The sequence below is a fragment of the Agriterribacter humi genome, from assembly GCF_009192765.1.
GTDB classification, from domain to species: Bacteria; Bacteroidota; Bacteroidia; order Chitinophagales; family Chitinophagaceae; genus Agriterribacter; species Agriterribacter humi.
In genome coordinates this window covers 245,728-266,552 of record NZ_VOHQ01000003.1, presented here as the reverse complement: position 1 = coordinate 266,552, position 20,825 = coordinate 245,728, and the positions used below count along the sequence as shown (strand labels likewise).

The following is a 20,825-nucleotide window of genomic DNA, read 5'->3' as shown; positions in this document are numbered from 1 at the left end:
AAGGACGGCAAAGGTAAGTGTTCAAAATTAATTTCCGGCCTTTTTTTTCAGGTACATTATCCTCAACCACATTGGTTTTTTTAATGCGGGACAGCGTCCCGGAAGCACATATAAATACGACGTTATAAACTTCGTATAGCAACGTTTTTGCAAATAATGCCTTATTCGATGTTAACATGTTCAGAACGAATGCTTTTCCCAAAGAAAGTAGCTGCATGTGTATCAAAATCCTCCGTTGAATCGGTGGTATAAAATTGTACAGCGCCCTGCTTGCTGCAACGGCTTTCCATTTCGGGGTGCCGTTTAAAATAATCCACCAGGCTGTTGGCCACAATTTCACCCTGGGAAAGCAAGTTAACCTCATCGGGCAAATACTTTCTAATCTTATCTTTCAACAATGGATAATGGGTGCAGGCCAACAGAACCGTATCAATATGTCCACCCTTTGCAAGCAGGTTCTTTACATTCTTCTCTACAAAATAATCTGCCCCGGAACTTTCATATTCATTGTTTTCCACTAAGGGAACCCACATGGGGCAGGCCTCCTGGTATACTTTTACATCAGGATAAAACTTTTCTGTTTCAATAAGATAAGAGCCCGATAAAACAGTACCCGCAGTGGCTAATATGCCTACTTCTTTTGTTGCAGTTAAAGCCCCTATCTTTTCGGTGGTAGGCCGGATTACCCCCAAAACCCGGTTTTCGGGGTTAATAACGGGAAGATCAACCTGTTGTATGGTACGCAGGGCCTTGGCGGAAGCGGTATTACATGCCAGAATAACCAAAGGACAGTTTTGTGCAAACAGCCATTTCACACATTGAAGCGTATAACGGTAAACGGTTTCAAAAGACCGCGGACCATAAGGAGCACGGGCATTATCGCCTAAATACAAATAATCGTACTGCGGAAGCGTATGAATAAATTCTTTCAAAATGGTTAATCCGCCATAACCCGAATCAAAAACACCGATGGGTTGCTGTTTCATGGCGCAAAGATAATTGTGTTGTTATATTTATACATAAAAAGCCGCTCCCGGAATGGAAGCGGCTTTTTTATATTGATAAATTAATATACTTATTGTTTCTTCCCGCTTGTAGCAGGCTTAGCAGGCTCATTTGTCTTACCCGGCTGGTCTACGCCAGTGGCGCCTGCCGGCGATTTAACCCCCAATTTTTTAGCCACCAGTGGCAGCAGGTCATCTGTTTGCGGAGCCACCAAAAGCGCATCCTGTTTAAAAACCCAGGTATAGCCATTTTCCTTGGCTACGGTACTGATCAATTCAAAAGCTTTGGCAAAATAAGGATTCAGCACTTCAGCCTGTTTGCGCTGCATTTCATTTTGCGCAAACTGATCCCAGTTTTGAATGATCTGCAAATACTGCGCAGCTTCCTGCTGTACAGTTTGCTTAATGGCTGCAGGTGTAGCGGGAGATTTTGATATGGAATCTTTACGTTTATACTCATTTATATAAAATGGAAGAGAATTGTCCAATGAGTCCTTGCGGAATTTTTGTAACAAAGAATCTGCCTTTTTTATATCCGGCATAATGGAAACAACATCTTCAAGACTGGCATGTCCAAATTTCTGCTGAGCGCTGGCTGTATTGCCTAATATTAAAACTGCTAATGTTACTGCTATAAAAGAAAAAGCCTTTTTCATATAAGTCAATGTTTCTGTTTTATGAGTTAAAAGATGAAAATATGGTTGCGTTAGTTTGATTGCCCGCAGGCTTTAACAATTATTTATTTACCCCCAGCATCTTCAGAATATCCTCGCTCCGGTCTAATTTGGGGTCGGCAAAGATAACGGTAATTCCTTCACTTTTATCCAAAATAAAATCATAGCCTTTTTCCACTGCTAATTTTTGAACAGCATTATATACCTTATCCTGGACGGGTTTTACCAGTTCCTGCCTTTTTTTAAACAGATCTCCTTCATAACCAAAGCGCTGCCGTTGCAAATCCCTCAGTTCCTTTTCTTTATTAAACAACTCATCTTCTCTTTTCTTCTTCAGTTCATCGCTCAGCATAACCTGTTCGGCTTCAAAATCGCGGTACATTTTGTCTAATGTAGTTTGCAAGGCGTCCAGTTCCTTTTGCCAGCTCTCACTTAACTGGTCCAGTTGTTTTTGAGCCTCTTTATATTCCGGCAATTTATCTAAAATAAATTTACTATCCAGGATAGCATACCGCTGGGCGTTTGCGCTGAAAATAGCCAGGCATAAAAAACCGGCAATAAACAATATTTTTTTCATCATCACTTTTTATTTAAAGTTACATAAGCTTTTTAAGTAACCGGATATGCAGTTAGCTGTCAGCTGTCAGCGATCAGCTAAAATATACTAATGACGAGCAATTTCACTCCTCTCACTTCTCACGTTTCTCTTTTCACTTCTCACAATTCACCTTTCGCCGGCCGTGCCGTTAGCTGTCAGCCATCAGCAATCAGATCAGCTAAAGCATACTAATGAAGAGCTATTCACATGTCTCACGTTACACTATTTCCCTTTCACCTCTCACCATTCACTTCTCACCATTCACCTCTCACTTCCCCACTATTCCGGCTCAAACCCGAGCATAAAGGTAAACCGCGTTGCATCTTTAAATGTAGCTCCCGGAGCCGATAACCTGTCGAGCCCTAAGCCGTAATCAAATCCAAGCAAACCAAACATGGGCAAAAAGAACCTGGCGCCCAGACCAACAGACCGGCGAAGCTGGAACGGATTCCACTTTTTGAAGTCATACCAACCGTTGGCTGCTTCAAAAAACGCCAGCCCGTAAATGGTACTGCTGGGGTTTGTTGAAAAAGGATAGCGCAACTCCATCGTATACTTATTAAAAATAGTAAAGAATTTGGTAGTAGACTGCTGATCCGGATTGATCGTGGGATCAGAATTATCATATACCGGGTAGCCTCTGTGCGCTATGATATCGTAACCCAGTATTCCAAAATTATTGGTCAGCCCTGCATCCCCTACCTGGAATCGTTCAAACGGAGAAATTTCAAGGTCTTTATTGTACTTTCCAATAAAGCCGTATTTGGCAGCCACTTTTAACACAAACTGGCGGTTCTTTTCTTCACCTGCAGGTTTACCCAGGGGCACGTACCATTCACCGTTTACACGCCATTTATGATATTCCACTAATTTGTATTTGTCTTCCGATTTAATGGAGCCGGTACTTTTAAAGGCCGAATAAGGAGGTGTAAACGCACCACTGATCATAAAGCTGGAACCACCTGTTGGAAAGATAGGCTGATTTACAGACGATCTTGACAGGGTAAGCTTCAGGTTAAGGATATTAGATGTGGCGTCTGACAATCCCTGGAAAAACCCGGGATAGTTTTTCAATTTGTACTGGGTAAAGTTCAAAGCATATATAAGTGTAAAATAATCATCCGGCCATTTAAGCTGTTTGCCCAAAGATATCGTTGCACCCATAGCTCTCAGGTACGATGAATCCGCCCTGGCATTGGTATACCTGCCCGTATAAGGGTCGTATGCGTTGGCGTATTTGGAACTATACAAACTTACCGTAAATGAATTGCGTTTTTTCCCTCCCAGCCAGGGTTCGGTAAATGAAAAATTGGTAGACCGGAAATAACGCCCGTTACTCTGGAAGCGAAGACTGAGCTTTTGGCCGTCTCCCGAAGGAAGGGGGCTCCAGGCCGATCTTTTAAATATATTGCGCAGCGAAAAATTATTGAACACAACGCCCACCGTTCCTGTTAACCCTATACCCCCGCCCCAGCCCGCGCTGAGTTCCAACTGGTCGGAAGATTTTTCTTCAACGGTATAATTGATATCCACGGTACCATCATCGGGATTGGGAACAGGATTAATGCCGATCTTTTCCTGGTTAAAATAACCGAGGTTGGCTATTTCACGCTGGGAGCGGATGAGTTCCTGGCGGCTGAACTTTTCGCCGGGCAGGGTTCTCAGTTCCCTGCGTATTACATGTTCCTTGGTTTTGTCGTTACCCGCAATGGTAACCCGTTTTATGGTAGCCTGCGGACCTTCGGTGATCCGGATTTCATGATCAATGGTATCGTTGTATACTGAAGTTTCAACAGGATCAACGCGGAAGAACAGGTATCCGTTATCTGCATACAAAGCGCTTATATCGCCACCTTCCTGTGTAAGTTCCTTGCCTACTCTCTTATTCAGCGTTTCTAAGTTATATACATCACCCTTTTTGATACCCAGTATTACATTTAATACCGAATCAGAATATTTTGTATTTCCTCTCCAGGCAATATCTCCAAAATAATACTTGTGTCCTTCATCTACCTTAATGGCAACATTGAGGTTCCCTTTGTCATTATAATATACCGTATCCTTTTCAATGGTAGCATCACGATAGCCCTGGGAGTTATAATAGGCAATAATGCTTCTTTTGTCCTCAGCGTATTTCTTTTCGTTAAACTTGGCCGAACTAAATACTTTAAAACGGAAATAGGGATCCAAATAATCCAATGTTTTAGTTGGAGAGAGAAACCCGAAATTCTTTATATATTCCTTAAATGAAATGGTTTCCTTTTCACCATAAGGACTGGTATTTTTATCGGCAAATAAGCTAAACCTGCTTTTTTCCTTTGTTCCTTTTAATTGCTTTTTGAGCTTTAGTTCGTTTATTTTTTCATTGCCAAAAATCATTACATCATTCACCCTTACTTTATTACCTTTTGCAATAATAAAAATCAGGTCTTCACCGTTGGTATAGGCGGTATCGGGGCGTTCCTGTACTGTTATTTTAGCGCCCTGGAAGCCTTTTTCGGTATAAAATTTCTGGATAGCCTCAATGGCGTTTTGTTTCCGGGCTTCCGTTACCACCTGGCTGGCCGAAATACCTACTTTCTCTTTTAGGTCTGTTGCTTCTGATTTTTTTATACCTCTGAAAATGAGTTTAGATAACCGCGGCCGTTCCACAGCCGCAATCTCTACCCATATTTTATCGCCTTCAACTTTAGTAATGTAAATTTCAATATCGGCAAACAGGTTTTGTCCCCATAATTTTTCTATCGCTTTGGCAAAATTATCTCCACCGGGGATCCTCACCTCATCTCCCACATTCAACCCGGAAATAGAGGTAACCAAGTTGGGATCAAAATACTGGGCCCCGGTTACTTTAATTTCAGCAATGGAATATCTTTTTGGAATAGATTGATTGAACAACCCTAACAGAGCGGGATCCGCAGAAGTAGTAGGCAGTGTATCGCTTACCTGTGCGTTAGTTTTGGTTGAGATAAAACTTAATCCAAGTAAAATCGTAAAAATCGTGCAGATTCTTTGCATCCGTTTTATAAGTTTCGCCCGGCAAATTAACGGGATTAATTGAAATGGTTTGTTAAAAGAATAATGGTTTAACTTTATCTAATGCATATCTGTAGCGGATTCCCGTTGAATCTGATCTCCCGTTTTGCCAAATCGTCTTTGTCTTTGCTGAAAGTTCAGGATAGCTTCATATAAATGTTCCTTCCCAAAATCGGGCCACCGGGTATCTGTAAAATACAATTCAGCATAAGCCAACTGGTATAATAAAAAATTGCTTATGCGGTATTCCCCGCTGGTTCTGATCATTAGCTCGGGATCAGGAAAGGCACTGGTAACAAGATAGTGGCGGAGCGTATTTTCGTTAATCTGATCAGGCATTATTTTGCCGGATTTTACGTCCGCTGCAATTCCTTTTACTGCCTGTAGCAATTCCCAGCGGGAGCTATAGCTTAAGGCAATAATTAACGTTAAACCGCTGTTTGCTTTGGTAAGATCAACGGCTTCCTGTAATGACTGGCGGGCATAATCGGGCAGCATTTCAATATTACCAATCATTTGCAGCTTAATGTTATTTTTATTTAAAGTAGATACTTCCTGGCGGATGGTTTGCGCCAGCAATTCCATAAGCCCGGTCACCTCGGTTTCAGGACGATCCCAGTTTTCGGTGCTAAAAGCATATAAAGTGAGGTATTCAATTCCCAGCTCAGCGCAACCTTCTACAATATTGCGCACACTTTCAACCCCCTGGTAATGCCCAAAAAGGCGGTCTTCCCCTTTTTCCTGCGCCCATCTTCCATTACCATCCATGATTATGGCAATATGCAAGGGGAGTTGGTTTTTATCAATTTTATCCAATTGCGACACACGCATACAATTTAAAAAAGTCAGACGCGGTCTGACTTCGGCGCAAAGATATAAATATTATATATAGAGCGATAATTTAGTTGAGCTAACAGGCATCGGTATGAGGCGTCAGGCTTCCTTTTTTGAGTTTATCACTGTATGCTTCGAATTTCGGGTTTCGTCTCCAGATTTGAATTTTGATTTTTTATCCGCCACGGCGGACAGGCCTGCCTGCCTAGGCAAGTTTGTCTTTTGTGATTTGGTTCCTGGTGCTTTGTATTCTCCCGGGTTCGTCCCGTACGTGCGGGATCCGCCTTCGGGCTTTAAAATTTGTGGTCTGCGTTGCATTTGCTGATAATATTTACAAACAGGCCGTAAACCACATTGTTCACATTTGGGATTGCGGGCAACGCAAATATACCGGCCGTGTAATATGAGCCAGTGGTGCGCTTTATGGATCATTTCGGTCGGAATATTTTTAATGAGTTGCTTTTCGGCTGCCAACGGTGTTTTGGCATTGCGTGTTAATCCAATTCTGGCAGCAACACGAAAAACATGCGTATCTACTGCCATATTGGGCTGCTGATCAATAACGGAGGTAATTACATTCGCTGTTTTTCTGCCAACACCCGGTAACTGCATAAGCGCTTCCACCGTTAATGGAACTTCACCATTAAATTGCTCAACCAGCATATTGGCCATGCCGATAAGATGCCTTGTTTTGTTGTTGGGATAGGAAATACTTTTTATATAAGGAAAAAGCTCATCGAAACTTGCTCTGGAAAGCTGTTCCGGTGAAGGATACTTTTCGAAAATAGCGGGGGTGGTAAGATTTACCCTTTTGTCGGTACACTGCGCCGATAAGATAACCGATACCAAAAGCTGGTAAGGATTATCATATAGCAATTCGGTTTCCGCATCGGGTGCATGCTGCCTGAACCAGTTCAGCACATAGCTATACCTTTCTTTTTGTGTCATTGGAAATTCTCCTGATCACTCAAAAATAAGATACCCGGCTGAGAATAAGTTAATGATGTTCGACCTCTTTGCCAATACCGGCATAGCGCAATAACGACTGTATTGCAGAAGGACGTGGAGAAAGATGGATGGTATTAAGACCCTCAATTGCATTTTTAAGAATCTCAAACTTCTCCCGCAGTGTCCAGTCTGTCTCCAAAGCAAACTGTATTGCAGCAGTTTCTTCGGCTGAGGTTTCTTTGTAGAGGAATCGTATCATGTTTTCAGGTGTAAAAATATCCATGCGCCATTCGTTTTAGAATTCACAATAATCTCAATTATACGGTTTTTAGGATATTCGGGACAATACGGATTAATGGTGTTTCCAGGTGTTTGTCAACGGGCGGGGATAGAGTTGCTTTTGTTAAAACGAGGCAAGAGAACAGATATTGTGAAAAGCACAAAAATTTAGTAAAATTATTTTTCTTCGATGATAAATACATCTTCGTTGTCCTTTTTCATCATATATCTTTCCCTCGCCGCTTTTTCCAATGAAGCAGGATCATTATCCAGCTCTGAAAGTTCCTTTTTCATTTCCTGTATCTGTTCTGTGTAATAGTCCTTCCCTTTTTCAAGCTGTTTCAATTCGCTTGTTCTTTCCATCTGCACAAGCAAATCATTATGATCGAAAAAAACAAGCCACACCACAAATACCAGCAGGGTAAGGCTGTACTTGTTTCTTAACCATGGTGGTATATTTTTAAAAATCTTCATAATCGTTTGGCATAACAAAAATCGAACGAAAAGCATCACTACCACTCACTACCCCACAATCATTCACCATTGACTGCTCACTACTCACTTCCTTACCCTCTTCCAAAAATAATCTTTCCCTGTGGATATATCGCATTATCGCCCAAAGCTTCCTCAATACGAATTAATTGATTGTATTTGGCCAGGCGATCGGTTCTGGAGGCGCTGCCTGTTTTTATTTGACCGCAATTTAAGGCAACCGCCAGGTCGGCAATGGTAGTATCTTCTGTTTCCCCGCTGCGATGGCTCATAATGGTAGTATAGCCGCTTGCCTGTGCCAACTGAACGGCATTAATGGTTTCGGTAATGGTGCCTATCTGGTTCACTTTAATTAATATACTGTTGGCTATACCCCTGTCAATTCCTTCCTGCAGGCGTTTAACATTGGTTACAAACAGATCATCACCTACCAACTGGCATTTTTTGCCAACTTCATTCGTGAGGTTTTTCCATCCATCCCAGTCATCTTCGGCCATACCGTCTTCAATAGATACGATAGGATATTTTTTAACCCAGTCGCTCCAGTACGCTACCATTTCATCGCTGCTGATCGTTTTGCCGCTGCTCTTGTAAAACTTGTATGATTTGCTTCCTTCGTCAAACATTTCGGTGCTGGCTGCATCCATAGCAATGGATATTTGTTCGCCTGCTTTGTAACCGGCTGCATCAATAGCCAGCAATACGGTTTCAATAGCTTCATCGTTGCTTTGGATGTCTGGTGCAAAACCGCCCTCATCTCCTACATTTGTACTGTAGCCCTTTTTCTTCAATACCGATTTAAGCTGATGAAATACTTCCACACCCCAGCGCAATCCTTCGCTAAATGAAGCCGCACCCACCGGAACGATCATAAATTCCTGGAAATCTATCTTATTATCGGCATGTACACCTCCGTTCAAAATATTCATTAAAGGCATGGGCAATACGGTAGCGTTTACTCCCCCCAGGTAGCGGTACAAAGGCAGGTTGCATTCCTGTGCTGCCGCTTTGGAAATAGCCATGGAAACAGCCAGTGTAGCATTGGCGCCTAATCTTTCTTTGTTTTCGGTGCCGTCAATTTTTATTAAAAGATTATCTATGTAAGCCTGTTTGGTTACATCAACACCGATCAACTGGTCTGCTATAATATCATTTACATTTTTTACTGCTTTTAACACGCCTTTGCCCTGGTATACGCTTTTATCGCCATCCCTCAGTTCTACCGCTTCGTGTTTCCCGGTGGAAGCACCGGAAGGAACAGCAGCCCTGCCTACCAAACCATTTTCAGTAACTACATCTACTTCTACCGTAGGATTTCCGCGGCTGTCTAAAATTTGTCTGGCATGAATATCTGATATGAAACTCATAGAAAATGATTTACGTGTGGTTGTTTTTTTGCAAAGAAACGGTTTTCATTTTTGTTGCAAAAATAAGTGTGGGGATATTATTCGCTTTTGCCCGTTAATTCTTTAAATACCGATTCCAGGCTTTGGTTTTCGCTTTGCATGGAGATAATGTCCAGGTCATGCTGCAGCGCCAGTTCCCTTAATTGCCTGCGCAACAGCTCGGGGTTTTGTGCAAACAGTTGATAGCGTGTGCCGCTTATCTGCTGCACCTGTGCGGATTCAAGGATTTGTGTAAACAATCCGACACCCACTTCAGTGGCAAACTCAACCACAATACGATGCCTGTTTCCACTGGCTGCCTGCAGGTTGGCCACTGTATCGTCTGCCACCAGTTCTCCTTTATTGATTATAATTACCCGGTTACATATGGCCTCCACTTCCTGTAATATGTGGGAAGAAAAAAGAACAGTTTTATTTTTACCCTGTTGTTTTATTACTTCTCTTATTTCAACGATCTGGTTGGGATCCAGCCCTGTAGTTGGCTCATCCAGGATAAGCACTTCCGGGTCGTATATTAATGCGGCAGCCAATCCCACCCTTTGCTTGTATCCTTTTGAAAGTTGCCCGATCTTTTTCTTTTGCTCCGGGCCTAACCCCACCATTTCAATAACATCCTTTATAGCAGTGGTTTTGTCTTTAAGCCTGTGCACCCCGGCAATGAACCCGAGGTATTCTTTTACATACATATCATAATATAAGGGATTGGATTCGGGCAGGTAACCAATTTTCTTTTTTATTTCTAAGGGATGACCGGCAACATTCAGTCCGCAAACAATTGCTTCACCGGCAGTTTGCTTCAGGTAGCCGGTTAAAATTTTCATGGTAGTAGATTTGCCCGCGCCATTTGGGCCTAAAAAACCAACGATCTCTCCTTTGTTTACAGAAAATGATATATCATTTACCGCTTTTTGCTCACCATAAACTTTATGAAGATTATTTACCCGGATTGACATGCAACAAAAATAAGGACTCCATTTTACATTTGTCTTTTATACTCGTCTTTCCATGCATACCAGCCAAATATGCACAGGCCAATGGCAATAGGTATAAATACAATAACAAATACGGCCCATTGTATTTTGGTATCTGTTACAGGATGAAGGGCAATTTGGTGCAAAGCCGTTTTAATAAGATAGAGCATAGACAATGGCCCCATCAGCATCCATATGAGGCCCATCCATTTTCGCAATTGGTTCATCATATTTTTATTTAATCGCTTACATCAGGATCTGTTTTATTACTGATATAAACAGTCCCGATAACAAGACATACAAAAGAAATAATAATAGGGTACATCAATCCTACCAGTTTGTCGCCCGTATTAATGGTAGTTAACAATAAAGCAATAAAAGGCGTTAAGCCCCCAAACACACCATTGCCTATATGATAAGGCAATGACATGGAAGTATACCGAATACGTGTGGGGAACATTTCAACCAAAAATGCGGCAATAGGCCCATACACCATTGTAACAAAAATGACCTGCACAAAAATCAGGAATACAAATTTCCAGTAAACCGGTGCTGGCAATTTCTTCTCGGTATATACAGGCGCAGCATCCACCACGGGTTTCGATGAGCCTGCAAAAACCGTGTCCCTGCTTTTTTGCGTGTAAGCAAAGCCGTTATCAAAAGTTTTTACTATGCTGGTAGTAACGATCGTTCTTTGGTTCATTTCATCTGTCTGAACAACAGGCTCACTTATACTTGCAGGTGTTTGTGTTTGATATATGGTTGTATCGGAAAGATCAAGGAATTGCTGATAGATAGGCCGGTAAAATACAATGGCCAGGAACATGCCTGCCAGCATGATCCATTTTCTTCCCACCCTGTCGCTCCAGGAACCGAATACCACAAAAAAAGGAGTGGCAAAAAGTATAGCCCAGATCAGCATGGTACGCGATTGTTCAAAGTCTATTTTACAAACCGTTTCAATAAAGCTTTGCGCATAAAACTGACCGGTATACCACACCACGCCCTGGCCCATAGTGGCGCCAAATAAGGCCAGCAAAACCATTTTAAGGTTGGTTTTATGACCAAAACTTTCTTTCAGCGGATTAACTGATGTTTTTCCTTCCGCCTTGATCTTGGTGAACAATGGCGACTCATTCATTTTTAAGCGGATATAAATGGAAATACCCACCAGCACTATGGAAACCAAAAAGGGTATGCGCCAGCCCCAGTCGTTAAATTTTTGAATAGAAACATTTACATCGCTGTCTAATCCGTGTCTTACAAGCAATATCACGCCTAATGAAACAAATAGCCCGAGAGTAGCAGTGGTTTGTATCCACGAAGTATAATAGCCTCTTCTATTGGGGGGCGCATGTTCGGCAACGTAAGTAGCCGCTCCGCCATATTCGCCTCCCAAAGCAAGTCCCTGCAGCAAGCGCAGCAATAACACAATAACAGGAGCGGCAAACCCAATACTTTCGTAAGACGGAACAAGTCCAATGGCAAAAGTAGAGCCCCCCATAATAATGAGTGTAAGCAAAAAGGTATACTTACGTCCCACCAGGTCGCCCAAACGACCGAATACCAAAGCGCCAAAAGGCCTTACAATGAAGCCTGCTGCAAAAGTTGCCAGCGTTGATAATAAGGCGGCGGTTGGATTGGTTTGAGGAAAGAATTGAGTGGCAATTACGGTAGCCAGACTTCCGAAAATATAAAAATCATACCATTCAATAAGTGTGCCTACCGAAGAAGCGCCTATAACCTTCCAGATACCTTTTGGTGATGTTGACATTATACGCAAGCAAATTAGGGAATGAATATACTAAACATGCCGGTGTGAGCAAAAGGAAAATAAAAAGTTTATCGTTTGAAAGTTTATAGTTTATAGTTTGCATGAAAGATGAAAATTTTACAATCCCATTTATATTCAACTGAATGTGGTTAATTTAGCCCTTCCGAATATGAACTAAAATTGCATCGCTATATGTCTTATCCCTATCAGTTAAAAAGCATTGAAGCATACAGGGCAGCTTACAAAAAAAGTGTTGAAGACCCGGAATCCTTTTGGACAGAAATTGCTGAAAATTTTAAATGGAGAAAAAAGTGGGACAAAGTATTGAACTGGAATTTCAAAGAACCCAGAATAGAATGGTTTGCCGGCGGTAAATTAAATATCACTGAAAATTGTTTAGACCGCCACTTAGAAACCCTGGGTGATAAACCAGCCATTATCTGGGAATCCAACGATCCGGAAGAAAGAACCAGGGTAGTTACTTATGAAAGGCTCCACAAAAGAGTATGCCAGTTTGCACAGGTACTCAAAAACAATGGCATAAAAAAGGGCGACCGTGTTTGCATTTATATGGGCATGATCCCGGAACTGGCTTACGCAGTATTAGCCTGCGCCCGTATCGGCGCTATCCATAGCGTGATTTTCGGTGGCTTTTCTGCCCGCAGCATTGCCGACAGACTGGAGGATACCAAAGCTGAATGTATTATTACCTGCGACGGCGCTTACCGCGGCGGTAAAGACATACCGTTAAAAAGCGTGATTGATGACGCACTGGTAGGAAACAACCTGGTAAAAAAAGTTATTGTATATACCCGTACAAGAATACCTGTGAGCATGATCAAAGGACGGGATGTGTGGTGGGAAGATGAAATGCTGAAAGTAACAGATACCCTTCCCGTAGAAGGCTTTGGCGATGCGGAAGTAATGGATGCGGAAGACCCCCTGTTTATTTTATATACTTCCGGCAGCACCGGCAAACCCAAAGGGGTAGTGCATACTACCGCCGGTTATATGGTATGGACAAACTATACTTTTGTAAATACTTTTCAATACCAGCCCGGGCAGGTACATTTTTGCACTGCCGATATTGGCTGGATAACAGGACATAGTTATATTCTATATGGCCCCTTAAGCGCTGGCGCCACCAGTGTAATGTTCGAGGGTATCCCCACCTGGCCCGATGCCGGCAGGTTCTGGGACATTGTTGATAAATACAAGGTAGATATTTTGTATACTGCCCCTACTGCCATTCGCAGCTTAATGGGTTATGGACTGGATCCCATAAAAGATAAAGACCTTTCTTCATTAAAAGTATTGGGATCGGTTGGCGAACCCATTAATGAAGAAGCATGGAACTGGTACAACGAGCATATTGGCAAAAAAAGGTGCCCCATTGTTGACACCTGGTGGCAAACAGAAAATGGCGGCATATTAATTTCAAATCTTGCCGGGGTAACGCCATCCCGTCCTTCCTGGGCAACCCTGCCCCTGCCGGGGGTACAGCCTGTGCTGGTTGATGAGAATGGAAAAGAAGTTACAGAAAAAGATGAAGAAGGTTTTTATAAGGGGAATTTATGCATGAAAGCCCCATGGCCGGGAATGCTGAGAACAACCTATGGTGATCATGAACGCTGCCGCACCACCTATTTTGCTACATACGATAATTTATATTTTACAGGAGACGGAGCTTTAAAAGATGAAGAAGGCAATTATCGTATAACCGGAAGGGTGGATGATGTACTGAACGTGAGCGGTCACCGGATAGGAACGGCTGAGGTTGAAAATGCCATTAATATGCATGCCAGCGTGGTAGAAAGCGCTGTGGTGGGTTACCCGCATCCTATCAAGGGCCTCGGTATTTACGCCTATGTGATCGTAACCGGTTTTCACGGAGACGAGGAAAGAACGCGGCAGGATATTGTTCAAACCGTTTCCCGCATTATTGGCCCTATTGCCAAGCCTGATAAAATACAATTTGTAACGGGCCTGCCCAAAACACGCAGCGGCAAGATCATGCGGCGTATTTTACGGAAAATAGCAGAAGGTGAGTTGGATAAAGTAGGTGATACTTCCACCCTGCTTGACCCGGCAGTTGTAGACGGCATTAAAGAAGGAAAATTATAAGCTACTTAATGAGTTTATTTCCTGATTATGAGGAAAAAATAAACGGGTTTCGGTACAGAAAAAAGGAAGAAAGTCCACTCTCTGGCTCCAATGATGAAGCAGAAGAAAATATAAAGGAAACACCTGAAGAATTAATTGAATCCGGATAATGTCATTTATGTTCAGGCTAAAAGATGGGAAGGCGTTGTAGGGCGTCCCGAACTACACAAGTTTGTTGGCGCCCTGGCAGGACAAGGCGCCAAGAAAGGTATATTTATCACAACTTCTTCTTTCACTAAGGAAGCAGAATTGTATGCGCCAAAAAATGAAACTAAGATTGTTTTGATAGATGGTGCTAAACTTTCCCAGTTTATGATAGATTATAATCTTGGCGTTTCCATTCAAAATACCTATGAAATCAAAAGAGTCGATTCGGACTATTTTGAAGAAGATTAGCCGTTCTTATTAAAAAACCATCAGCGTCTACCTTCCTGCACCGGATACCGGCTGCGGATTATAATGCTTTACGCAATAAGAAAGCAGCAGCGGAATGAAGCTGAAGTAATTATGTAAGAAAAGCATAGTGCAGTTGTTGCGGTCATGCAGCACCAGTAGCATAAAAACTCAATCAGGGCTCCATCCGGAAAACGAGGGGTATCCCCTGCCAGCCGGCAGGCTGGGTTTTCCGGCGGCTTTTTGGATTACTTTTTTTCCGCAAAAAAAGTAACAGAAATCACCACAGTGATGCGGAGACAGAAGTGCAGTCATAGTAATTTAGTACACTTTGAGGCTCAGCATTCAGAATGAATACCTGTTATCGCTTATCAGCTTATCTGCTATACGTCTTCTCGCGTCTTTGCTGTTGAAAGGCTCTGCTTTGGTGAAACGTTTTACACCCAGCAGCATCATACGTTGCTCATCTCCCCCGGCAAATGCATTTATGGCATCGCGGCCGCTTTTATTTACCCGGTCGGCAGTATCGTACAAATAGGTACGAGCCATATCGAGATATAGGGCAGCAGCCGGCTCACCCTGCTGATCCGTTATTTTGATGGCTCTTAACAATGCGCTCTCGGCATGAAAAACGTTAATCGCCATATCAGCAATATGCATCAGTATCTCCTGTTCACTTTCAATTTTCATCATCAGCTTTTGCACGGCGGCGCCGGCTACCATCAAAATCGCTTTTTTCATGCTGGAGATCAGCTTCAGTTCTTTTGCAAAAGCGCCATCATCACCACTACCAAAATCAGGGATGCTCATCAGCTCCTTTTGTACGGCTGTAGCGGGGCCCATTAAATCCAGCCTTCCTTTCATTGCCCGCTTCAATACCATATCCACCGTGAGTAAACGGTTAATTTCATTTGTGCCTTCAAAAATTCGGTTGATCCGGCTGTCGCGGTAAGCGCGTGAAATAATATATTCAGCGCTGAACCCGTTACCGCCATGTATCTGAACGCCTTCGTCCACTACAAAATCCAGCACTTCACTGCCAAACACCTTGAGCATCGCGCATTCTATGGCATATTCCTCTGCGCCTGCCAGCAGGGCTTCGCTGAAAGGTTTTCCTTCCTGCACCAATTCCTGTTCCTTATCGTCAATCCATTTTGCCGTTCTGTACAAAGCACTTTCGGCTACCCATATGCGTGTGGCCATTTCGGCCATTTTATGTTTCATAGCGCCAAACTGGGCTATAGGCTGTTTAAACTGCTCGCGGGTATTGGCATATTGAATAGCAGTAGTGGCTGCTCCTTTTGCTCCGCCCAGTGCCGCGGCGCATAATTTTAAACGCCCGATATTAAGAATATTAAAAGCGATAATATGCCCCTTGCCGATTTCACCCAATACGTTTTCAACCGGAACTTTGGCATCCTGGAAATAGAGCTGAACAGTAGAGGAGCCTTTAATGCCCATTTTATGTTCTTCCGGTCCCTGGGTAAATCCTTCTATACCACGGTCTACTATAAATGCAGTGAACCCCGTTTTGCCGTCTGCCTGTCCGGTAGGCAGGGCAGGCAGGTCATCACCAACAACTTTTGCAAATACGGTATACACATCGGCAAAGCCTCCATTGGTGATCCAGCATTTTTGCCCGTTCAATAAATAATGTTTACCATCACTGCTGAGTTTTGCAGAAGTTTTGGCACTCAGCGCATCGCTGCCGCTGTTGGGTTCCGTGAGCCCGTAAGAGCCCTTCCATTCTCCGGTGGTTAACCTGGGTATGTATTTTTCTTTTTGTTGGGGCGTTCCAAAATATAATATAGGCAAAGTGCCGATACCTGTATGTGCAGCTATGGCTACGGAAAAGGAAAAGCCACTTCCCAATCCTTCATTTACGAGTGTGGAGGTAACAAAATCTTTTCCTAATCCACCATATTCTTCGGGTATGGATACACCCAGCAATCCCTGCTCGCCCGCCTTATCGAGCAATGAAGGCATTAATCCCGGTTCCTGTTTATCAATACGCTCAATAATGGGAAGTACTTCATTACCAACAAAAGTGGTGCACATTTCCATGATCATCTTTTGCTCTTCGTTAAAATCTTCAGGAGTAAAAATGTCTTCCGGTTTACTTTCCCTGATGATCCATTCGCCTCCTTTTAGGATGGTTGTGGCTGGTGCTCCGGTATTCATACAATTATTTTTTTTATGTTAAGCAATAATTAAGTCTCACTTAAAACGCAACTATGGAATGAAATAATATGAAAAACTTCATTCCTGTCCGAATTATTATTTCAGGTTATCATATACCCTTTGCAAAACCGATTTGCACATTTCAATCTCTTCCGTGCTAACGCCACCTAATGCCTCATTGAGCGTTTGATTCGCCATTTCCATAGTTTGATCCCTGAGTGTAGCCGCTGCTCCACTTAAATAGATCATGTTTATTCTCCTGTCTTCTACAGAAGCAACCCGTTTTACCAATTTCAGCTTTTCCAAGTTATCTACCAACCGGGTAATGCTGGGCTTATCCTTGAAAGTGGCATTGCATAATTCCTGCTGGCTCAGTCCATCCTGCTTCCATAAATGATATAGAACGCTCCATTGTTCAATCGTAATATCAATGCCATGCTGCTTAAAATTTTTCTGCAGCCGCCTTGCTATAGCCGTGGAAGCTACTCCTGTTATAAAACTGTATAATTCGCCTCTTTTAAATTGGTTGTCGGACATATAGTTAGTTATGCAACTAATTCAAAGCTATATAATATCCGGCTAATTCAAAACTTATTTTCTAAGTTTTAAACCTGTGATAACAACCCCGGTAACGGAAAAAGAGCGCTCGAAATTGGAGGAATCAATTTAATCAAAGCTGTACGAAACAATAGGCGCATTATTCATACCCACCGTCAGCAGGTCTTTACTTCCCACATGTATAAACTCCATAGAACGTGCATCGCCGCGCAGTTTTAAGCCGCTTTTATACTGTGGTGCATAGTCGAACCCTCCTTTTCCATCTCCCATCAGCATAATACCATGATTGGCCCTGTACCGGCCAAACTTAATCCTTGTCCATGCATTGTTGCCGGCAAGAATAATATCCTTTTTCCTGTCGGCATTAAAGTCTGCAGACGCCATGGCATAAACCGGAGCATATTGCACTTCCTGTGGTAAGGATTTCATTACAAAACCGGAATCACCATTGTTTTGCAAATAAACGGTAGACAATATTTCAACGTTGAGTACTCCCGCATCTTTTAGCTGTTCCCCCGAAAAGACCTCTTTTATCGTGGCATTGGCATAGCTGCTGTAATCATTAAACTTCTTTTTTAATACAGGAAGTTGTTCAACGAGGTCATCACGTGAAGCGGCAGGATAAGAAATACCATTGATATAATAGCAAAAAATTGGATCAACAGAACCATTGCCATCAAAATCTTTGTAATAAATGCTAAGCGGTTCTTTTTCGCTGGCCCTGAATTGGGCATTGGAACCCAGGTTGCCGATTATAATATCCGCATCTCCATCGCCGTCAAAATCATCAGCCAGTATTTTGTTCCACCATCCCGAAGAAGCAAAATGTATATATTTTGCTGAAGCATCTTCTAATTTCCCATTTGTATTAATGAACACTTTTACAGGCATCCATTCACCCACAATAATAAGATCGGGCTTCCCGTCTTTATTCAGATCGGTCCAAAGTGCATCCGTTACCATCCCGATATTTTTAACAGAAGGAGCAATGATTGATGCTGCATCTGTAAAATTTCCCCTTCCATCATTTAACAGTATATAGCTTTCCGGAGCCATTGGATATTTACCGGGGACTACTCTTCCCCCCACAAACAGGTCCATATCGCCATCTCCCTCAATATCCGCAGCTTTTACACAACCTGTGCTGGTTATCATTTGAGGTAACGCATTGTCAGTTTTTACAAAGCTTCCTTTACCATTATTAATATACAACCTGTCCTGCAGCAAAATATCTTTTTCAGCAAATTCATACCCACCGCTTCCAGCATACAAATCAGGATACCCATCGCCGTTAGCATCAAAGAAAACAGCGGAAACATCCTCAGCTAAAGAATCCTTTATAAGATCAGGCTGCTTTGACAGCGTAAAAGTTCCACCGGCGGTTTGTATAAACAATTGACCAGGTTTCCCTTTGGCGCCGCCAATAAACAGGTCCTCACGGCCGTCTTTGTTTACATCGGCTTTAGCCATACAGGGGCCCTGCCGGGATAAATAATTCGGTAATAAAGATTGCACGGTAAAGTCGTTGAAATTATTTTCCTTATGTGTATAATTAAATGTACTTTTTTCTGCCAGGTAAGGTGTAGTTGTTACGTTGCCGTATTGCCATTTCTGCCCTGCATCCTTAATATCCACTTTCAGCGACTGGTTAGCAGGAATATTCTGCAGTACCTGGAACTGATCATTCGGCCAAATCACTTTTATTGAATCAATTTGTGTGTGTTTACCAATGCCGAAATTCAATACCTGATCAACAGAAGACTGGTAGCCCCTTACAGGAACCTGCTCCTGATAAAAAACCTGCCCTTTGCAAAAGAGCTTTACTTTTGTGCCTATACCGGTTGGGTTTTCAGCATTCCCTTTTAAATCTATTTTTAAATAATGATTAGGTTCAGTTGATGAGCCATTGTTTTTATATATACCGGCGTAATCATTGGTATTATTGATTATGATATCCAGATTACCATCGTTGTCAAGGTCGGCATAAGCGGCGCCTGCGGCCACAGTTTTGTGATCAAAGCCCCATTCCGCATTGCTTTTTATAAAAGAGCTATTACCGTTATTTTTAAACACAGTACTGGTTAGGTGATTAACAGGCATTTTATTTATATACTCCTTTACCGCGTCTACCCTTTGTCCGCCGCGTTGTTTCACGGCGAGGTCAACCGAATATTTTATAAAATCCATATCGGTATAGTCTTTCACATAGCCTGTAGTAGCCAGCAGGTCTTTGTTACCGTCATTGTCAAAATCAGAAAGCAATGCAGCCCAGCTCCAGTCTGTATTGGAAATACCAGCTAACTGGCCTATTTCACTAAAGGTACCATCGCCATTATTTCTGTGCAGCATATTGCGGCTGTACTGGTAATAAAAGCCCAGTTTAAAAAGCATTTGAAATTTGTCAAAATTTTCCGCTCCGCTGTGCATTTTCTGGGTGCGGTTATCTTCGGGCAGCATATCCATTGTAACCAGGTCAATAAGTCCGTCATTATTGTAATCTGCTGCATCGGAGCCCATTGAGTACAATGAAACTTCATCCATACAATCGGACAGTTTATCGGTAAAGGTTCCATTTCCGTTATTAATAAACAGGTAGTCGGGTTCATTAAAATCGTTGGAAACATATACATCGGGCCAGCCGTCATCATTGATATCGGAAACTGCAAGACCCAAACCAAAGCTCAGCACATTGGAAGTTATGCCCGCCTCCGTAGTTACGTCAGTATATACAGGATGTTGCTGACCTGATGTATTGCCCTCATTGCGATAAAGCTTACACTCAAATGCGGGTTTGCTTTGTTTACGCCAGCCGGGGTTTTCAACCGCGCCTGTAGTGTATTGCTGCAAAGAATGGTTGATGAGAAACATATCAAGATCGCCGTCTTTATCATAGTCGAAAAAACTGGATTGGGTTGAATAACCATCATTGGCCAGTCCATAGGCTTCAGCCGCTTCGGAAAAAGTGAGGTCGCCATTATTAATGAAGAGCAGGTTTCTTCTCATGGAAGTACCTGCATCGGCCGATCTGCAGATATAAATATCCAGGTTGCCATCGCCATTAATATCTGTCATGGTTGCTCCTGTACACCAGCCCTGTTTAGCGGCGATACCACTTTTATCCGTTATGTTTTCAAATTTAAAATTGCCTTTATTCAGGTATAGTCTGTTCTTTACCATGTTACCGGTAAATAAAATATCCTGTAATCCATCATTATTGATGTCGCCGACAGCAACACCTCCGCCATTGTAGTAATAAACATAATTGAGCACGTTCAGGTGCTCATTGTCAAACAAAGTATTTTGAAATTCTATTCCTGTACCGGTATGATCAAGCCGGGTAAACAGGTGCTTTTCGTTTTTATCTGTGCAAGACAAAGAATTGATGAGCAGCAAAATAAAAAAGATATTTATACTGTGTTTAATCATACTTACATGTTAAAATAATTTGTACATGAAATATAAAAAGATTCCACCAGTTGTCTGGTGGAATCTTCTAAAAAATACAAATTTTGAA

Annotated in this window: 18 protein-coding genes; 3 read left to right on the top strand and 15 right to left on the bottom strand. The window is 42.4% G+C overall.

The genetic code is table 11. The features are described from left to right. Positions 1 to 161: 161 nt before the first annotated feature. The 12 genes from murI to FRX45_RS07470 form a co-directional block, all read right to left on the bottom strand. Positions 162 to 986, bottom strand: coding sequence for a glutamate racemase (gene murI, locus FRX45_RS07525; protein WP_152267788.1), 825 nt, complete (start codon positions 984 to 986; stop codon positions 162 to 164). Positions 987 to 1,075: 89 nt separating this feature from the next. Then, positions 1,076 to 1,660, bottom strand: a complete 585-nt coding sequence (locus FRX45_RS07520; RefSeq protein ID WP_152267787.1) for an OmpH family outer membrane protein — start codon at positions 1,658 to 1,660, stop codon at positions 1,076 to 1,078. Positions 1,661 to 1,739: 79 nt separating this feature from the next. Beyond that, positions 1,740 to 2,258, bottom strand: a complete 519-nt coding sequence (locus tag FRX45_RS07515) for an OmpH family outer membrane protein (protein ID WP_226805084.1) — start codon at positions 2,256 to 2,258, stop codon at positions 1,740 to 1,742. Between the two features lie 297 nt (positions 2,259 to 2,555). Next, entirely contained in the window at positions 2,556 to 5,294 is a 2,739-nt protein-coding gene (locus tag FRX45_RS07510; protein WP_152267786.1) for a BamA/OMP85 family outer membrane protein, read from the bottom strand. Between the two features lie 78 nt (positions 5,295 to 5,372). Next, positions 5,373 to 6,137, bottom strand: a complete 765-nt coding sequence (locus tag FRX45_RS07505) for an isoprenyl transferase (protein ID WP_226805082.1) — start codon at positions 6,135 to 6,137, stop codon at positions 5,373 to 5,375. A 108-nt stretch (positions 6,138 to 6,245) separates the two neighbouring features. Continuing rightward, the gene (gene nth / locus FRX45_RS07500; RefSeq protein WP_152267784.1) at positions 6,246 to 7,094 is read right to left on the bottom strand and encodes an endonuclease III; all 849 of its coding nucleotides are present in this window, start codon (positions 7,092 to 7,094) and stop codon (positions 6,246 to 6,248) included. 49 nt (positions 7,095 to 7,143) lie between these two features. Then, a complete protein-coding gene (locus FRX45_RS07495; protein WP_152267783.1) occupies positions 7,144 to 7,377 on the bottom strand; it encodes a hypothetical protein in 234 nt (77 codons plus the stop codon). A gap of 173 nt (positions 7,378 to 7,550) precedes the next feature. Next, on the bottom strand, positions 7,551 to 7,847 hold the full coding sequence (locus tag FRX45_RS07490; protein ID WP_152267782.1) for an FtsB family cell division protein: 297 nt from the start codon (positions 7,845 to 7,847) through the stop codon (positions 7,551 to 7,553). Between the two features lie 92 nt (positions 7,848 to 7,939). Continuing rightward, entirely contained in the window at positions 7,940 to 9,232 is a 1,293-nt protein-coding gene (eno, locus tag FRX45_RS07485; RefSeq protein WP_152267781.1) for a phosphopyruvate hydratase, read from the bottom strand. A 77-nt stretch (positions 9,233 to 9,309) separates the two neighbouring features. Continuing rightward, positions 9,310 to 10,224 (bottom strand): gliding motility-associated ABC transporter ATP-binding subunit GldA, encoded by a 915-nt coding sequence (gene gldA, locus FRX45_RS07480; protein WP_152267780.1) that lies wholly within the window; start codon positions 10,222 to 10,224, stop codon positions 9,310 to 9,312. 23 nt (positions 10,225 to 10,247) lie between these two features. Further along, positions 10,248 to 10,472, bottom strand: a complete 225-nt coding sequence (locus FRX45_RS07475; protein WP_226805080.1) for a DUF6814 family protein — start codon at positions 10,470 to 10,472, stop codon at positions 10,248 to 10,250. A gap of 8 nt (positions 10,473 to 10,480) precedes the next feature. Beyond that, positions 10,481 to 12,016 (bottom strand): MFS transporter, encoded by a 1,536-nt coding sequence (locus FRX45_RS07470; protein ID WP_152267779.1) that lies wholly within the window; start codon positions 12,014 to 12,016, stop codon positions 10,481 to 10,483. A 192-nt stretch (positions 12,017 to 12,208) separates the two neighbouring features. Between FRX45_RS07470 and acs the strand changes: the two genes are divergently transcribed. The 3 genes from acs to FRX45_RS07460 are packed head-to-tail and all read left to right on the top strand — an operon-like array spanning position 12,209 to position 14,575. Beyond that, positions 12,209 to 14,140: an acetate--CoA ligase gene (gene acs, locus FRX45_RS07465; protein WP_152267778.1), complete on the top strand. Its 1,932-nt coding sequence runs from the start codon at positions 12,209 to 12,211 to the stop codon at positions 14,138 to 14,140. An 8-nt stretch (positions 14,141 to 14,148) separates the two neighbouring features. Further along, positions 14,149 to 14,289, top strand: coding sequence for a hypothetical protein (locus FRX45_RS23225; protein ID WP_193311617.1), 141 nt, complete (start codon positions 14,149 to 14,151; stop codon positions 14,287 to 14,289). Further along, positions 14,276 to 14,575 (top strand): restriction endonuclease, encoded by a 300-nt coding sequence (locus tag FRX45_RS07460; protein WP_152267777.1) that lies wholly within the window; start codon positions 14,276 to 14,278, stop codon positions 14,573 to 14,575. The genes FRX45_RS23225 and FRX45_RS07460 overlap by 14 nt, the downstream gene beginning before the upstream one ends. Before the next feature lie 342 nt (positions 14,576 to 14,917). Here FRX45_RS07460 and FRX45_RS07455 read toward each other — a convergent pair whose 3' ends face one another. From FRX45_RS07455 to FRX45_RS07445, 3 genes are all read right to left on the bottom strand, one after another. Next, complete coding sequence (locus FRX45_RS07455) at positions 14,918 to 16,753, bottom strand: acyl-CoA dehydrogenase family protein (RefSeq protein ID WP_152267776.1); 1,836 nt, start codon at positions 16,751 to 16,753, stop codon at positions 14,918 to 14,920. A gap of 96 nt (positions 16,754 to 16,849) precedes the next feature. Beyond that, the gene (locus tag FRX45_RS07450; RefSeq protein ID WP_152267775.1) at positions 16,850 to 17,290 is read right to left on the bottom strand and encodes a MarR family winged helix-turn-helix transcriptional regulator; all 441 of its coding nucleotides are present in this window, start codon (positions 17,288 to 17,290) and stop codon (positions 16,850 to 16,852) included. Positions 17,291 to 17,419: 129 nt separating this feature from the next. Then, positions 17,420 to 20,737 carry a VCBS repeat-containing protein gene (locus FRX45_RS07445; RefSeq protein WP_226805078.1) on the bottom strand — a complete coding sequence of 1,106 codons (3,318 nt, stop codon included), beginning with the start codon at positions 20,735 to 20,737 and terminating at the stop codon, positions 17,420 to 17,422. Between the last annotated feature and the right edge of the window lie 88 nt (positions 20,738 to 20,825).

Bases quoted from the DNA above. Each gene is read 5' to 3' on its own strand.
- murI (WP_152267788.1), bottom strand. From the start codon at position 986: ATGAAACAGCAACCCATCGGTGTTTTTGATTCGGGTTATGGCGGATTA.
- FRX45_RS07520 (WP_152267787.1), bottom strand. From the start codon at position 1,660: ATGAAAAAGGCTTTTTCTTTTATAGCAGTAACATTAGCAGTTTTAATA.
- FRX45_RS07515 (WP_226805084.1), bottom strand. From the start codon at position 2,258: ATGATGAAAAAAATATTGTTTATTGCCGGTTTTTTATGCCTGGCTATT.
- FRX45_RS07510 (WP_152267786.1), bottom strand. From the start codon at position 5,294: ATGCAAAGAATCTGCACGATTTTTACGATTTTACTTGGATTAAGTTTT.
- nth (WP_152267784.1), bottom strand. From the start codon at position 7,094: ATGACACAAAAAGAAAGGTATAGCTATGTGCTGAACTGGTTCAGGCAG.
- FRX45_RS07495 (WP_152267783.1), bottom strand. From the start codon at position 7,377: ATGGATATTTTTACACCTGAAAACATGATACGATTCCTCTACAAAGAA.
- FRX45_RS07490 (WP_152267782.1), bottom strand. From the start codon at position 7,847: ATGAAGATTTTTAAAAATATACCACCATGGTTAAGAAACAAGTACAGC.
- eno (WP_152267781.1), bottom strand. From the start codon at position 9,232: ATGAGTTTCATATCAGATATTCATGCCAGACAAATTTTAGACAGCCGC.
- gldA (WP_152267780.1), bottom strand. From the start codon at position 10,224: ATGTCAATCCGGGTAAATAATCTTCATAAAGTTTATGGTGAGCAAAAA.
- FRX45_RS07475 (WP_226805080.1), bottom strand. From the start codon at position 10,472: ATGATGAACCAATTGCGAAAATGGATGGGCCTCATATGGATGCTGATG.
- FRX45_RS07470 (WP_152267779.1), bottom strand. From the start codon at position 12,016: ATGTCAACATCACCAAAAGGTATCTGGAAGGTTATAGGCGCTTCTTCG.
- acs (WP_152267778.1), top strand. From the start codon at position 12,209: ATGTCTTATCCCTATCAGTTAAAAAGCATTGAAGCATACAGGGCAGCT.
- FRX45_RS23225 (WP_193311617.1), top strand. From the start codon at position 14,149: ATGAGTTTATTTCCTGATTATGAGGAAAAAATAAACGGGTTTCGGTAC.
- FRX45_RS07455 (WP_152267776.1), bottom strand. From the start codon at position 16,753: ATGAATACCGGAGCACCAGCCACAACCATCCTAAAAGGAGGCGAATGG.
- FRX45_RS07450 (WP_152267775.1), bottom strand. From the start codon at position 17,290: ATGTCCGACAACCAATTTAAAAGAGGCGAATTATACAGTTTTATAACA.
- FRX45_RS07445 (WP_226805078.1), bottom strand. From the start codon at position 20,737: ATGATTAAACACAGTATAAATATCTTTTTTATTTTGCTGCTCATCAAT.